This is a genomic window from Burkholderia sp. IO2, assembly GCF_029522185.1.
GTDB lineage: Bacteria > Pseudomonadota > Gammaproteobacteria > Burkholderiales > Burkholderiaceae > Burkholderia > Burkholderia cenocepacia.
Window position 1 is genome coordinate 1 of sequence record NZ_JAKWFH010000093.1, and the last position, 15,408, is coordinate 15,408.

11 protein-coding genes and 1 pseudogene are annotated in these 15,408 nt (G+C 68.7%); 2 read left to right on the top strand and 10 right to left on the bottom strand.

The annotated features are described in order from the left end of the window. From MMB92_RS33455 to MMB92_RS33500, 10 genes and pseudogenes are all read right to left on the bottom strand, one after another. Positions 1–149: pseudogene (locus MMB92_RS33455) on the bottom strand (ABC transporter substrate-binding protein); the annotation flags it as partial. Between the two features lie 34 nt (positions 150–183). Further along, on the bottom strand, positions 184–1,977 hold the full coding sequence (locus tag MMB92_RS33460) for an amino acid ABC transporter permease/ATP-binding protein (protein WP_080324482.1): 1,794 nt from the start codon (positions 1,975–1,977) through the stop codon (positions 184–186). A 65-nt stretch (positions 1,978–2,042) separates the two neighbouring features. Continuing rightward, positions 2,043–3,395 carry an LLM class flavin-dependent oxidoreductase gene (locus MMB92_RS33465; protein WP_084751458.1) on the bottom strand — a complete coding sequence of 451 codons (1,353 nt, stop codon included), beginning with the start codon at positions 3,393–3,395 and terminating at the stop codon, positions 2,043–2,045. 10 nt (positions 3,396–3,405) lie between these two features. Then, positions 3,406–4,455: an LLM class flavin-dependent oxidoreductase gene (locus MMB92_RS33470; protein WP_196433714.1), complete on the bottom strand. Its 1,050-nt coding sequence runs from the start codon at positions 4,453–4,455 to the stop codon at positions 3,406–3,408. 53 nt (positions 4,456–4,508) lie between these two features. Further along, positions 4,509–5,462: an ABC transporter substrate-binding protein gene (locus MMB92_RS33475; RefSeq protein ID WP_084751454.1), complete on the bottom strand. Its 954-nt coding sequence runs from the start codon at positions 5,460–5,462 to the stop codon at positions 4,509–4,511. Between the two features lie 74 nt (positions 5,463–5,536). Then, positions 5,537–6,097, bottom strand: coding sequence for a GNAT family N-acetyltransferase (locus MMB92_RS33480; RefSeq protein ID WP_027806016.1), 561 nt, complete (start codon positions 6,095–6,097; stop codon positions 5,537–5,539). A gap of 458 nt (positions 6,098–6,555) precedes the next feature. Beyond that, positions 6,556–7,479 carry a recombination-associated protein RdgC gene (locus MMB92_RS33485; protein ID WP_084751452.1) on the bottom strand — a complete coding sequence of 308 codons (924 nt, stop codon included), beginning with the start codon at positions 7,477–7,479 and terminating at the stop codon, positions 6,556–6,558. 369 nt (positions 7,480–7,848) lie between these two features. Continuing rightward, on the bottom strand, positions 7,849–8,883 hold the full coding sequence (locus tag MMB92_RS33490; RefSeq protein ID WP_084751450.1) for a succinylglutamate desuccinylase/aspartoacylase family protein: 1,035 nt from the start codon (positions 8,881–8,883) through the stop codon (positions 7,849–7,851). A gap of 247 nt (positions 8,884–9,130) precedes the next feature. Next, a complete protein-coding gene (locus MMB92_RS33495) occupies positions 9,131–9,406 on the bottom strand; it encodes a hypothetical protein (protein ID WP_011547674.1) in 276 nt (91 codons plus the stop codon). A gap of 258 nt (positions 9,407–9,664) precedes the next feature. Then, a complete protein-coding gene (locus tag MMB92_RS33500) occupies positions 9,665–11,215 on the bottom strand; it encodes a sensor domain-containing diguanylate cyclase (RefSeq protein ID WP_084751448.1) in 1,551 nt (516 codons plus the stop codon). 468 nt (positions 11,216–11,683) lie between these two features. Here MMB92_RS33500 and MMB92_RS33505 point away from each other — a divergent pair, with 468 nt between their 5' ends. Together MMB92_RS33505 and MMB92_RS33510 are read left to right on the top strand one after the other, a co-directional pair. After that, on the top strand, positions 11,684–14,560 hold the full coding sequence (locus tag MMB92_RS33505; protein ID WP_084751446.1) for a molybdopterin cofactor-binding domain-containing protein: 2,877 nt from the start codon (positions 11,684–11,686) through the stop codon (positions 14,558–14,560). Beyond that, complete coding sequence (locus tag MMB92_RS33510) at positions 14,557–15,261, top strand: (2Fe-2S)-binding protein (RefSeq protein WP_006483632.1); 705 nt, start codon at positions 14,557–14,559, stop codon at positions 15,259–15,261. Before MMB92_RS33505 ends, MMB92_RS33510 begins: the two co-directional genes overlap by 4 nt. Positions 15,262–15,408 lie beyond the last annotated feature (147 nt).

A 15,408-nucleotide genomic window follows, 5' to 3' on the forward strand; every position in this document is an offset into this window, starting at 1 on the left:
CGGATGGCCGCGTCGTCGGGGCCGGCGCGCGGGCGGCCGGCCTGGCGCGGGTCGAGGTCGGCGGTGGCCGCCGCCGCGCGTGCCGCCTGCCACGGCAGGCCCGATGCCGCGAGCAGCGCGGCCGTGATGAACTGGCGTCGATCGGTCATCGTGCGGCACCCCGCAAGTCGGAAGCGGCGCGCATCACAGCACCCGCGACAGGAACGCGCGGGTGCGCGGATGCGACGGCGCATCGAGCACGGCGGCGGGCGGCCCGGCCTCGACGATGCGCCCGCGTTCCATGAACAGCACGTTGTCCGCCACTTCGCGCGCGAAGCCGATTTCGTGCGTGACGATCACGAGCGTCGTGCCCGAGCGCGCGAGTTCCTTGATCACGTCGAGCACTTCGTTCACGAGTTCGGGATCGAGCGCCGACGTCGGCTCGTCGAACAGCAGCACCTTCGGCCGCAATGCGAGCGCCCGCGCGATCGCGACACGTTGCTGCTGGCCGCCGGACAACTGGCGCGGGTACGCATCGGCCTTATCCGCGAGGCCGACGCGCGCGAGCAGCGCGCGTGCGCTGTGCTCGGCTGCATCGCGCGTCACGCCGGCGACGGCGACCGGCGCTTCGATGAGGTTCTCGAGCACCGTCAGGTGCGGGAACAGGTTGAAGTTCTGGAACACCATGCCGACGGCCGTGCGCCGCTTCAGCACGTCGCGCTCCTTCAGCTCGTGCAGCACGTCGCCGTCGCGGCGATAGCCAATCAGCTCGCCGTCGATGTCGATGAAGCCGTCGTCGACGCGTTCGAGATGGTTGATCGTGCGCAGCAGCGTCGACTTGCCGGAGCCGGACGGCCCGACGATCACGGTCACGCTGCCGCGCGGCGCGACGAACGACACGTTGTCGAGCACGCGCTGCATGCCGAACTGCTTCGACACGCCATGCACGGCCACTTCGCCGCCGGTGCGCGACACGGCGGCCGCGGTATCGGTGCGCGTGTCGTCTGCGGCCTGCGCATTCGACGCCGCACGGCGTGACGCGACACGCCGCCACAGCCCGCCGAGGCGCGCAAGCGCGAACGTGACCACCGACGGCGGCGGATTGCGCAGCGCGCCGCGTGCATAGTGCCGCTCGACCTGCACCTGGATCGCGGACAGCACGGTCAGGATGATCAGGTACCAGACGGTCGCGACCATCAGCAGCGGAATCACTTCGAGGTTGCGGCGATAGATCACCTGCACCGTGTAGAACAGTTCGGGCATCGCGAGCACGTACACCATCGACGTGCCTTTCGCGAGCGAGATCAGGTCGTTGAATGCGGTCGGCAGGATCGCGCGCATCGCCTGCGGCAGCACGATCCGCGACGTCTGGCGGCCGCGCGGCAGCCCGAGCGCGGCGGCGGCTTCGAGCTGTCCCTGGTCGACCGCGAGAATGCCGCCGCGGATCACCTCCGCGGAAAACGCCGCGTGGTTCAGCGTGAGGCCGAGCACGGCCGCGAGGAACGGGCTGATGAGGTCGGTGGTCGGCGTGTCGAACCACACGATGTCGGTGAACGGCACGCCGAGCCGCACGTGCTCGTACAGGTAGCCGAGGTTGTTCAGGATCAGCAGCAGCACGATCAGCGGAATCGAGCGGAACAGCCACACGAAGGTCCATGCGCTGGCGGACAGCAGGCGCGAGCGCGACAACCGGGCCAGCGCGACGAACGCGCCGAGCACGAAGCCGAACACCGCGCCGAGCAGCGTCAGCACCAGCGTGCGCGCGAGCCCCGACAGCACCGGCGGCGACAGGAACCATTCGGCGAACACCGGCCAGCCCCATTGCGGGTTGCCGAGGAGCGAATACAGCGTGAGCGCGATCAGCACGAGCGCGAGCACGGTGCCGGCCGTGCGCGACCGGTGGCGCGCGGGCACGATCCGCAAACGCGTGCCGGCCTCGCGTGCGTCGGGGGAAGAGAGCGGCGGCAGCGCGCCGCCGAGGTGGGTCGTGTCGCTCATGTCGTTGGAATCCTCGAATCGATCGATCGGCGGACGCGCCGCCGTGCATGGGCGGCGCGGCGGCGTCAGGCGTGCGCTTCGGCGGCCGTTTCCTGGGCGGCGTCGGGCGTCGCGTAGCGGCTCGCCTTGCGCGGCAGACCGAGGTGGTCGCGCAGCGTGGCGCCGGGCAGGTCGCGGCTGTAGCGGCCGCGCGCCTCGAGCACCGGAATCACGAGTTCGATGAAATCGTCGACGCCCTGCGCCTGGACCGGAAAACCGAGGATGAAGCCGTCGCCGGCGCCTGCGTCGTGCCAGCGGATCAGTTCGTCGGCGACGTGTTCGGCCGTGCCGATGAAGTTCGGCCGCGGCGTCGCGACCGCGAGCGCGGTTTCGCGCAGCGACAGGCCCTTGCGTTTCGCATCGGCCTTGATGCGGTCGGTGGTCGAGCGGAAGCTGTTGCGGCCGAGCTCGCCGAGTTCCGGGAACGGCGCATCGAGCGCGTACTGCGTGAAATCGTGGTGATCGAAATAGCGGCCGAGGTACGCGAGCGCCTCGTCGATCGTCAGCAGGTCGCGGATCGCCTGGTATTTGTCTTCAGCTTCGGCGGCCGTGCGGCCGACGATCGGCCCGACGCCCGGGAAGATCTTCACGTCGCCGGCCTGCCGCCCGTGCTCGATCGCGCTCTGTTTCACGCGCTGCGTGAACGCGGCCGTTTCCTCGATCGACGGCGAATGCGTGAACACGGCGTCCGCGTATTTGCCCGCGAGGCCGATGCCGGTGTCGGACGAGCCGGCCTGGAAGATCACCGGCTGCCCCTGCGGCGAGCGCTGGATGTTCAGCGGGCCCGCAACCTGGAAAAAGCGGCCCTGGTGATCGAGCGTATGCAGCTTGTCGCGATCGAAGAAGCGGCCGGTCGCGCGGTCGCGCACGAATGCATCGTCGTCCCAGCTGTCCCACAGGCCCTGCACGACCTCGAGGTATTCGTCGGCGATCTCGTAGCGCAGTTCGTGATCCGGGTGCGTCTTGCCGAAATTCTTCGCGGTGCCTTCGAGCGGCGTCGTCACGACGTTCCAGCCCGCGCGTCCGCCACTGATCGCGTCGAGCGACGCGAGCTGGCGCGCGACCGTGAACGGCTCGCTGTACGACGTCGAGATCGTGCCCGCGAGCCCGATCTTCTTCGTCGCGACCGCGAGCGCCGACAGCACCGTCAGCGGCTCGAAGCGGTTCAGGAAGTGCGGGATCGACTTCTCGTTGATGTAGAGGCCGTCCGCGACGAACGCAAAGGTGATGCCGGCGGCTTCCGCCTTGCGCGCGACGCCGATCATGAAGTCGAGGTTGATGCTGGCGTCGGGCGGGTTGCTCGGATGCCGCCACGCGTTCATGTGGCTGCCTGCGCCTTGCAGCATCAGGCCGAAGGGAATCGATCGTCGGGTCGTCATGATGGGAATGTCACGCGTTCTGGTCAGGGGAGAGGGAGCGATCGGCCGCGAGGGCCGCTTGCAACGGCGTGGTGGACAGCGCGCCGCCGAGCCATTCGGCAGACGCGAGCCGCGCCGCGTAGTCGGAGACCGGCGAATCGATCACGAACGCATCGACGTCGAGCCGCCGGCTCAGCGCGTCGAGCGCGCGGTGCACGCCCTCGGGCGTATCGGCCAGCACCGTCGGGCGCAGCTCGTCGATCCGGTAGTCGGACGCGCCGCTTTGCCGCGCGAATTCCGCAGCCGCTTGCGCGCTGCCGAGATTGAAGCTCTGGCCGCCCGCGAACTGCAGCTTGAAGATCTTCAGCGGCCCGATCAGTTGTTCGGCCTCGTCGCGCGTCGGCGCGGCGACCGCGTACAGCGCGACGAGCGGCTTCTCGCCGCCCGCGCCGCGGTACGCGTCGAGCGAGCGTTCGAGATTCGCGTCGTCGCCGTTGAAATGGCCCGCGTAGCAGAAGCGCCAGCCTTGGCGCGCGGCGAGCGCGCCGCTGTCCGGCGAGCCGCCGAGCAGGATGCGTTCGGGCAACTGCGGCGGCACCGGCATCGCGACCGCGCCGGCGAGCGGATGATCTTCGGCCACGCCCCAGCCGAGAAACGCGTCGAGCTCCGCGAGCTGCCCCGCGAAATCGGGCTTGCGCGCCTTGTCGTGGAACCACTGCAGCGCGCGCGTGGTCAGCGGCAGCCCGCCGGGCGCCTTGCCGATGCCGAGATCGACGCGGCCCGGCGCGAGCGCGGCCAGCAGCTTGAATGTTTCCGCGACCTTGAACGGGCTGTAGTGCTGCAGCATCACGCCGCCCGAGCCGATCCGGATGCGCGACGTGTGCGCGAGCAGGTGCGCGACGACGACCTCCGGCGCCGAACTCGCGAAGCCCGGCGTGCCGTGATGCTCGGCGACCCAGAAGCGCGCGTAGCCGAGCTGTTCGGCGCGTCGCGCGAGCGTCGTGGTGAAGCGCAGCGCGTCGGCGGCGTTCGCGCCGTCGGCGATCGGACTCTTGTCCAGCAACGAAAGCGAATAAGACATGGTGAGCGGCGTTCCTGCGTGAGCGTGGATGGACGGTTGCGGGCGCGCGGCGCTCAGCTTTTCGGCAGCCCGGGCGGATTCGTACGCGACTGGTCGATCGCTTCGGACGCGAGGTTCCAGCGGTCGAGCACCTGTTGGTAGCGGCCGCTCTTGATCAGCCCGTTCAGCGCGACGGTCAGCGGCTCGGCGAGGCCGCTGCCGCGGCGCGTCGCGATCGCGATGTCGGCCGTGCGCGGCCAGCCGCCGCTGATTGCGCCGACGAGCCGCGTCTTGCCTTGCTGCGCGCTTTGATACGCGAGCACCGAATTCACGCTGAACACCGCGTCCGCCCGGCCCGACTGCACGGCGACGATGCGCATCGCCTGGTCGTCGTAATACTGGATCTGCACGGGTTTCAGCCCGTGCGCGACGTTCTCGCGGTCCCACGCGAGCAGGATCTTTTCCTGGTTGGTGCCGGCGTCGGTCACGATGCGCAGCCCCGCGACGTCCTTCGGCTCGCGGATCGCCTGGATCTTGCTGTCGTTGCGCACGTAGAAGCCGACCTGATCCTTGCGATAGGTCGAGAAATCGAACTTCTGCTTGCGCTCCTCGGTGACGGTCACGTTCGAGATCACCGCGTCGACTTTCCCCGATTCGAGCGCCAGCGGCCAGTCGGCCCACGCGAGCGCGACGATCTTCAGCTTGCGGCCGAGGCTGTCGGACACGAGCTGGCCGACGTCGGCGTCGAAGCCGATCACCGTGCGCGCGTCGGTCGCATACGAGCTGATCGGCGGCAGGCTCGGCGCGATGCCGATCGTCAGCGTGCCGGGCTCGGCGAACTTGAACGACGCGGGCACCGCGCGCTCGACCGCCGCATCGGCCGCGCCACGCGGGCGGCCGCGCTGCTCGGGGCTCAGGTCGAACGTCGCGGCGACCGCGGCCGTCGCGGCGGCGAAGGCGCTCAGGCCGATCAGCGCGGCGGCCAGCGTGCGCACGGCACGGAAAGAAAGCGGTACGGCTCGATGCATGAAAACGTCCTGTCGTGGCAGCGTGGAATCGTTGAAAGCGGGAAGTGCGAGATGAAAGGCGGGATGTCGCGCGCTCAGCGCGGCAGCACCGGTTCGGGCACGGGCGCCCACAGGTCGGCCAGCGTCGACGTGCGCGACGGATCGACGAGATCCTTGCCGAAACGCAAGTGGAAATACGCTTCCGGGTCGATCGACGAATCGAACAGCCGCGTATAGCCGGTGCGGTCGTACAGTGCCCACGCTTCGGGCTGGCGAAAGCCGGTGGTCAGGTAGAGGCGGCGGTAGCCCTGTTGCACGGCGCGCAGTTCGAGCGCTTCGACGATGAGTCGCGCGAGGCCCTGGCGGCGCAGGTCGGTGCGCGTCCAGATGCGTTTCAGTTCGGCGGTCTGCGCGTCGTAGCGCTTGAACGCGCCGCCGCCGATTGTCTCGCCGTCGCGCAGCAGCAGCACGAACGCGCCTTCGGGCGGCGCGAACAGTTCGGCCGGATAGCGCGCGAGTTCGTCGCGGGCCGACGCGCGGCTGTCGGGGCGGTATGCGTCGTAACGGGTCGAATACTCGTCGATCAGCGCGTCGATCAGCGGCTGCGCGCGGACGTCGAGCGGCGTCGTGTCGATGATGCGGTCGTTCGTGGCCATGGGCATCGCGAATGGCGCGCGATGCGGACGTTCCTGGCGGGGTGCGGGCACGCGGCCCGTCCGGTCTGTTCCGTTATCGCGACGCAGTTGTCGTGATGGCGGCGGCTGTCGTGCTTCGTGCGATGCATCCGGCGCGCCGCCGCCGTTTTGAACACGTTAGCGGCGCGGCCGGCAAAGGCGAACGAAGCAATTTCGATAAGGATTTCGCGGAAGGTGGAAGAAGGCTTGCAGAGGGAGTGGGGTGCGGCGAACGGGCGTGGCGGGAGCCGTGCCCGTTTGATGGATGTACGGCCTCGACGACCGGCAGGATGGTGTCGTTTCGTGGCCGACGGGTGATGCCGATTCGGCGCTGGCTCGTCACGCTTGTGCGCGCCAGGCCGGGGCCCGCCGCCATGGTGGCGACGGGTTCTCCTCGATGTGTCGCGTCAGCGCGGGGCGCTGATCGACGACGACAGCGTTCAGGCCGCTGCCGCCTGCTGAATCGCGTCCTGCTGATCGCCACCCAGGATATCGACGAGACTGGCCAGCATCCGCGTCAGTTCGCCCGTCATCAGCGTGAAGTCCGAGTCGAAGCGCTCGTCGTCGTTTTGCGCGGTGGGGTCCGCCGCTTCCTTGATCACGTCGAGCGGCGTGACGCGCTTGATCGTCAGCGACGGCGTCAGCACGAACGAGATCCGGTCATTCCACGTCATCGCGAGGCGCATGCATTGCTTGCCGGCTTCGATGTGCCGGCGCATGTCGTTCGCTTCCAGCGCGTGACCGACGTATCGCACCGTGGCGCCGCCTTCGCCGCTCGAGCGCAACTCGGCGTCCTGGTCCACGGTGAAGCCGCCCGGCGCTTCGCCGGACAGCAGCCAGTCCGTCATCGCGGCGACCGGCGAGCGCGCGACATGAACGCCGGCGAGCGGCAACGGGTCGATCGATTTGACGAGCAGGCTGCGGACGTCGTCGGCAAGCGCCTGTGCCGCCGCGTCGATGACGAGCCAGCCATTCGCCGTGTCGATCCACACGCGGGTATCGCGGCGAATGCTGAACGCGCGCGGCAGCAGTTCGTCGGTCACCTGCTCCTTGAGTTCGCGCAGTTGTTTCCGGCCGACCTTGAAGCCCTGCTGCTCCTCGACTTCGAGCGCGCGTGCCTTGGTGACCTGATTGACGACCGATGCCGGGAGCAGCTTCTTTTCGGCACGAAACAGCAGCAGCATCTGCCGGTTGTTCGAATACACGAGTGCGCCGTCGTCACGCGGCGACGCCCAGCCGACGCGCTGCATCTCGACGCTGCTGCCCGGCTGGAACGCGTGAGGCGCCAGCCATTTTTCCATCTGGTCGGGGGTGACGGCCCAGGGTGCGGGAAGACGGTGAAGCTGGAGATTCTTGAACCACATAGGCGTACGGGCAAAGCGCGTCATTCTATATGACGGGGGCGGTCAGTGGCCGGAAGGGCCCCCGGTTAGCCGCTGACGGCCCCGGGTTCGTACCTGGAAACGGTCATTGGACGGGGGCCAGCTAGCTCAAAGACCGGTGCGCCCGTCGGCGCGATCAACCGATTCAGAGGCTATGCGCGTTGCTCCATGCCTTTCAACTTCCGCCAGAATTCGCTGGCCTACCGTGCCGCCAAAGCGCAGAACAGTAGAAGAACCTTGAATGCGTAACCGGCGTTGCGCAGGGGAATGAGTCGCCGGTGTCGTCCGACTGACGGTCAGCGTGTCCGCACTGGCGGCGTACGATGGTCGTGAACGCGTCAGTCGGGTGCCTCACTCGATGACACGTGGTGGCGTCGACAACTCCGCCAGCTGAAACAGACAATCCCCGCGCCGCACCTGCGCGGGCACCCGCTTGCACACCACCTCGCCATCGCCGTTGAACCGGTGCAGCACCGGTTCGCGCAACGGCGTATCGGGGAAATGCACCCACGCGGCCGGCTGCCCGGCCTTCACCTGATCGCCGAGTTCGACGAGCGGTTCATACAGCCCGCGCTCGTACGCATAGACGAAATGGCGATCGCCGTCGACGCGCATGAAACGCGGGACGGTCGGCGGCGCGTCGGGCACGAGCGCGCCGTGCAGCAGCCCGATGTAGCCGAGGTAATGCAGCAGCCCTTGGCGGCCGAGCCGGATCAGCGACGGATCGGCCATGCCGGCGCCGCCGAGCTCGGTGACGATCGAGATCGCGCCTTGCCGGCGCGCGGCCGACGCCGAATGCACGGGATTCGGTGCGTGCAGCAGCGCGTTGTGCAACCCGAACGCGACCAGCAGCCCGTTGAGCTTCGCGGCTTCTTCGGCGTCGAGCGGATCGATCGCGAGCATGTTGCCGCCCCGGTACAGCAGCGAGCTGCCGCCCGAATGCAGGTCGACCAGGTACTGCGCGCGCGACAGCAGCACATGCTCGATGTAGTGGGCGATCATCTGCGTCGGCGTGCCGGTCGGGTCGCCGGGAAAGCTGCGGTTCAGGTTGCCTTCGTCGAGCGGCGACACGCGCTGGCCCGCATCCGCCGCCGGGAAATTCGCCATCGGCAACAGGATCAATTGCCCGCTGACCATGTCGGGTTCGATTTCGCGCATCAGTTGCGACACGATGATCTGGCCTTCGTACTCGTCGCCGTGGTTGCCGGCCATCACGAGCGCCACCGGGCCGTCGCCGTTGCGGATCGACACGATCGGGATCGGCAGCCAGCCGTAGGCGGAGCGGTGCACGGAGTGCGGCAGGCGCAGGTAGCCCGCGTGCTTGCCTTGCGCGTCGAGATCGATTTCGCAGTGAATGGGATTGCGGGGAGAGGAAGAGGCGGTCATGGCGGTATCGTTCGATGAACGGAATCTGCCATCTTATAGGGGAAACCGGCACCGCGCGGCGCGGCGGGCGGGATCAGCGGGGCTGCGCGTGACTGCGGACGGGCGCACTGCCGTGCGTTGCCGGGCCGATACGCGAGCCCGCGCGATGTTGCAGCGATGAAGCCATGCCGGCGTGCCGGCCGGCTGCATTCACGCGCCGGCTTTCGCGCCAGCCCGTGTCGGGACAGGGCCGGCGCGCATGACCGGCTTATCGGCCGGATGTTTCAGCTTCGAGACGTCCTTCTTCCCACAGCGCCCAGAACCGGCTGCCGGCGCGATACGGATTCGCACGCCGCGCGGCGTGATCGGCGACGCCCTGGCGAAACGCGCCGTACAGCGTGAGCGGTGGATTGTCGATGCATGCGGCTTCGTACGCGGCCGGCATCCGGCGGTCGGACACGAGCCGGCGGATCAGCGAGGCGCCGTCGATCACGGCCTGTTCGTCGATGATTTCGGTTCGTGCGAGGACGTCGACGGTATTCATGTTGGGCTCCCTGAAACGTTCTTTCCCCATCAAGTAGCAATAAGAGTGCCAACCGCGAAACGCCGTACTCGGCCTCGATCGTGCGGGCTTCTGCAGTCATCTTTCGGCGTGGCGTACGACGATGTTACGGAACACGTCACGTGACACGCGAACGCGCGGGCCACGTGCGAACCGGCAAAGTGTTTCGGAATTGAATCGTCGGGAGGGGGCGGCGCGTACGGAACGGATGAATGCGCGGCGGAGTGCCGCGTCGCCGGCTCAACTGGCGGCGGCCGGCGCCATGCGGCGGCTGCCGCTCGAGTAGAAGCAGTAGATGCCCTTGCCGGCCGACTTCGCGTCGTACAGCGCGCTGTCGGCCTGCCGGATCAGCTCGTCGGGCGAGCCGTGCCCGTCGTCGAGCGCGATGCCGATGCTGATACCGATGCAGACGGTCTCGCCGATCGACAGCGCGTACGGCGCCGAAATCTGCCGGATGATCCGCGCGGCGAGGATCGAGCACGCGTGCATCGTCGTGTCGTCGATCGCGACGATGAATTCGTCGCCGCCGATGCGAGCGGCGAGCTCGCCCGGCGGCAGCGTCTTGCCGAGCCGCTCGGCGACTTGCGTGAGCACTTCGTCGCCGGCCTGGTGGCCGAAGCGGTCGTTGATCGACTTGAAGCCGTCGAGGTCGAGATACATGACGGCGAATGCCGGGCTCGGCAGCCGCGGCCGGCGCGCGAGCATTCGCTTGAGCTCGGCGTGCAGTTCGTGGCGATTCGGCAGACCCGTCAGCGCGTCGTGTCGCGCGAGGTGCCGGATGTGCTGTTCGGTCTGACGGCGTGTGGTGACGTCCTCGACGATGATCACCGCGTTGCCGTCCGGCACGCGGTGGCGCGTCAGTTCGAGCTGGCGGCCGTCGGCGAGCGCGATGTCGAGCGGCCCGGGCTCGTGGCGGCTCAGCCAGCTGTCGCACTGCGCGGCGAGGCCGGCGCCGCCGGGATCGATCACGGCCTCGGTGCCGAGCGCGGCGACCACGGCGGGCAACGGCGTATCGAGCATGATCTCGCGCGGCGAGCCGAACAGTTGCGCGGTGCGCCGGTTCGCGACGATCACGCGGCTGTCGCCGTCGATCATGCACAGGCCGTGCGGCATGTAGGTGAGGGCGGCGTCGAAGCGGGCGACGAGTTCGGCGTTGCGCTGGCGCGCGGCGATCAGCGCGACGAGCACGCGGTAGTGGCGCTGGACGACCGTGCGCATTGCCGCGAGATAGATCGCGAGCGGCGGCACCAGCAGCCAGGCGCCCGGCCGAGGGGCCAGCAGCGCACCGACGCCGATCGGCAGCACGCCGAGCACGACCTGCGTCATCGCCAGCCGCGGCAGCGCCGAATTGCGCGACGCGATCCCGCCGAACACGCCGCCTGCGACCATCACGGACAGCGTGCCGAGTTCGACGTCGGTGGCCTGCACGCAGCCCATCACGCCGAGGCCGAGCACGAAGCACGCGACGAGCGACACCGGCGCATAGCGCCTCGCCCAGTATTCGGCGCGATCGTCGCCGGCGTTGCGCCGCACCGTGTAGGCCCGTGCGATCGACAGGCGCGCGATGAGCAGGCCGACGTCGACGACGAGCCACGCGAGGCACCACAGCTGCTGCAGCCGGATCAGCGCGACGGCCGCGACGAAGCCGCTCGCGAGCCCGGACAGCGCCATCGGGCGCACGTCCTCGAACAGCGTGACGAGCATCGACGGACGCAGCGCGGCCGTCACGCGGTGGTTGCCGGAGGGGGGAGTGGCGAGAACGGAGTTCAGGAGAGAGGCCCTGACTGCCATGGTCGTTGACCTCGACACGATGTCGGGATGGCTGGCGACGCCCGCACGGCACGTGGCGGACGCCCGGCCGAGCCGGATGCGCACGACATTACCATGAAAAACCGGCGGCGCGGGCCGCCCGACGGCGCCGCGCACCGCTTCGCGCGGTAGTCGTAAACCACGGTTGCGAGAGGCTTGCGGATTCGGCGGCGCGAAGGCAGCATCGTTGCGAACGGAACGATGTGCGGCGACTGGCAGGAGACGGGGGCAGCAGCCGGCGTGGCGGCCGCCGGCCGCACGTGCACGGCCGACGATTCGCGCCCGCGACCGCCCGCCGCAGCCCGGCTGAATCCCGTTATAAGAAATCCAATAAGTATTTCATGCGAGAAATACTATAGGCGATATATCAAAAACAATGCCAGAATGCGCGCCGCTCCGAACGCCGCGACACCCGATCGCCGTCCGAGCCGCATCAGGAGGTTCCCCCCAATGAAAAACCACGGCCTGTCACGGCGGGGTTTTCTGAAAGCCAGCGTGCTGGCGGGCGTCGCGGTGTATGTCGCGCCCATCGGCAGCCGCGCGTTCGCGGCGCTCTTCGAAGAAAAACTCCTCACCCCCGTCAAGTGGGATAGCGTCACCGGCATCCCCCAATTCCGCATCGACGGCATCGCGAAGGTCACGGGCTCGAAAGTGTTCGCCCGCGACGTACGCGCCGCCGACATGCCGCACTGGCCGCAGCAGCAGTCGCACGCGCTGATCCTGCGCGTCACGCAGGCCGACCGCACGTACGAAGGTTTCGACCTGTCGCTGCTCGGCGACGAGCTGAAGCCGGACCGCGTGGTCACGGCCGACGATCTCGCGCGCGACGGCGTCGCGTTCCCGGCGTTCTACGGCGACGACATGCTGTTGCCGGCCGGCAAGACGCCCGCGTATCTCGGCCATGCGGTCGCGATCCTGATCTATCACGACTTCGCGCGCTTCCGCTTCGCGAAGAACGCGCTGAAGTTCCGCGACGACGTGATCCGCTACGGCGCGGTCACGGGCCCGCTCGAGCGCGATCCGTGGGGCACCTTCCGCTACGTGCGCGTGGGCGGCAAGACGGCCTATGACGACGACGTCTATTCGAGCCTGAAGGACGCGCCGATCTTCCCGAGCATGATGCGCAAGCACCTGCCGGTCTGGCCGGACGGCAAGGAGCACGGCAAGCTCGACGAGCAGGGCATGTTCCTCGCCGGGCAGATCGCCAGCGAGCTCGACCATCCGTCGGCCGACTGGCTCGTGTTCGACCGCGAATACAACACGCAGTCGGTCGATACGGCCGCGCTCGAACCCGACAACGCGAACTGCTGGTACGACGCCGCGACACAATCGCTGCACCTCGTCGTGCCGACCCAGTCGCCGCTCGAAGTGTCGGAGAACGCGGCCGCGATGGTCGCGAAATGCCGCTTCCCGGTGAAGAAGCTGTTCGTGCACCCGTGCTACACGGTCGGCTACGGCTCGAAAGACCACTTCAACGTGCCGTTCTACGGCCTCGTCTGCGCGCTGTACGCGGACGGCCGCCCGGTGCGTTTCGCGAACGACCGCTACGAGCAGTTCCAGACGTCGCTGAAGCGTCACGCGTTCAAGATGCGTTACCGGATCGCGGTCGACCGCAACACGGGCCTGCTGCAGTCGTTCAAGGGCGACTTCGAGGCGAACGGCGGCGGTCGCTCGAACTTCTCGCCGTCGGTCGCGATGGTCGGCGCCACCGCCGCGCAATCGATCTACTACTTCCCGAAGAGCGACCTGGCGGCCGTCGCGATCGCGTCGCGCGCGATCGACGCCGGCTCCGCACGCGGCTACGGCACGCTGCAGAGCATGGCCGCCACCGAGATGGCGGTCGACGAGATCGCCGCGCAACTGAACATCGACCCGATCGACTTCCGTCTGCGCAACGCGCTGCGTTCGGGGATGAAGAACACGCAGGGCGCGATTCCCGCCGGCGCGCTGCGCGTCGACGAAGTGCTGGAGCGCGCGAAGCAGCATCCGCTGTGGACGCGTCGCGTCGCGCGCAAGGCCGAATTCGAGGCCGCGCATCCGGGCAAGCGCTACGGCGTCGGCTTCGCATGCGTGCAGAAGGATTTCGGCACGGGCGCGGAAGCGTCGTTCGCGAAGGTCGAATTCGACGAGCACGGCAAGGTGTCGCTGCAGCACACCGCGGCCGAGATCGGCACCGGGATGTCGACGTCGCAGGCCGTCGCGGTCGCGAAATGGCTCGGCCGTCCGGCGACCGACGTACGCGTGGCCGTGACCGAATGGCCGGACCTGCCGGTCGAGACGAGCGGCGATCCGTACCTGATGTCGCAGGCCGACCAGGACCGCCTGAGCGCGAACCCGCGCTGGTCGCCGGGCTATGCGTCGCCGTCGAGCGCGACGAACTCCGCGTACTACTTCACGCACAGCACGCGCGAAGCCGCGCGCGCCGTGTTCCGCTACGGGCTGTGGCCGGCCGCGATGTCGATCTGGACGCGCGGCCTCGGCGGCGGCCAGGCCGCGCCGTACACGATCCGCATCGAGGATGCACGCTGGGTCGACGGCAAGCTGACCGCCGACGGCCTCGAGCCGCTGACGTTCGAACAGCTCGCGAAGCAGGCGCATGCGCTCGGCCTGCCGACCGGCGCCGTCGTGCACGTGTTCAACCGCTGGCAGTGGACCGATGCGGAATTCGAGGTAGGTGGCGCGGTCGAGCGTCTGCCGATCGACGGGTTGTCGCTGCGGGTCGGCGCGCCGAAGACGGGCGATGACGGTCCGATCCCGGGCACCGCCGCGCCGGCCGGCGCGACCGCGCTGCGCGGCACGCTGCCGCCGACCGCGAACGGCTACCGCGTGCTGGACCGCAAGCGCGTGTTCATCCCGCCGACGAGCCGCAACAACGCGGCCGTCACGTACTACACGGCGGTCGGCACGCTCGTCGAGCTGGCCGTGCACGAAGCGACCGGCAAGGTCGAACTGCTCACGCACCATTCGATCATGGAATGCGGCAACCAGATTTCGCCGCAGCTCGTGTCGGGCCAGTTGCAAGGTGGTCTCGCGATGGGTATCGGCCATGCGCTGCACGAGTACCTGCCGCTTTACGAGGACGGCCCGGGCAACGGGACGTGGAACTTCAACCGTTACCAGCTGCCGCGCGCGTCCGACGTCGCCGTCTGGACGCAGACGGGCGACGTGCTGCCGCCGCTGTCCGAGACCGATCCGCCGAAGGGTGTCGCCGAAGTGGTGATGATCCCCGTCGTCGGCGCGATCGTGAACGGCATCGCGCACGCGATCGGCCATCGTTTCACCGATCTGCCGGTGACCCCGAAAAAGATTCAGGAGGTGCTCGCATGACGACCGCCCAAACCGCGGCTTCGGCCGCGAGCGCCAGCGTGGCTGCGACTGGCGCTTCCGCACCGGCGGCAACTTCGGCCGCATCGGCGTCCGTTCCCGCCGCCCCGGCTGCGCCGGCATCGGCCGCGGCCGCCGTCGAGCGTCCGCTCGTCCGGTTCCAGCAGAAACCGCTGTCGGTCAGGATCAACGGCAAGACCGTCGGCCCGATGCAGGTGCCGGAAGGGCTGATGATGATCGAGTTCCTGCACGAGTACGCGGGCCTCACCGGGTCGCGGCTCGGCTGCGGGCAGGGCATCTGCCATGCGTGCGTCGTGATCGTCGACCAGCCGGACGGCACGAGCGAGGAAATGCGCACCTGCATTACCGGCGCGCACTTCTTCCACGGCCGTTCGATCCGCACGATCGAAGGCCACGCGAAGCGCAACGAAGCCGGCGAAGTGGTCGAGCTGTCGCCGATCCAGCAGAAGTTCCTCGAACACTTCAGTTTCCAGTGCGGCTACTGCACGCCGGGTTTCGTCAACGCGGCGACCGTGCTGATCGAACGCCTGAAGCGCGAGCCGATCGCGAAGGCCGACGTGGAACGCACGATCACCGACGCGCTCGACGCGCATCTCTGCCGTTGCACGGGCTATGTCCGCTACTACGAAGCCGTCAAGGACGTGGTGCTGACGACGCCGGGACTCGTGAAGGACGCCGCATGAACCGCACACTCGCTCATCGTGTCGCGCGGGCCGCGCGCCTGCCCGCGCTCGCAGCGGCCTGCGCGCTGCTGCTCGCCGCGTGCGGCGGCCACGACGCGCCGGCCTCGAACGCGGCGTCCGGCGCACCCGGCGCCGACCCGGTCGCGC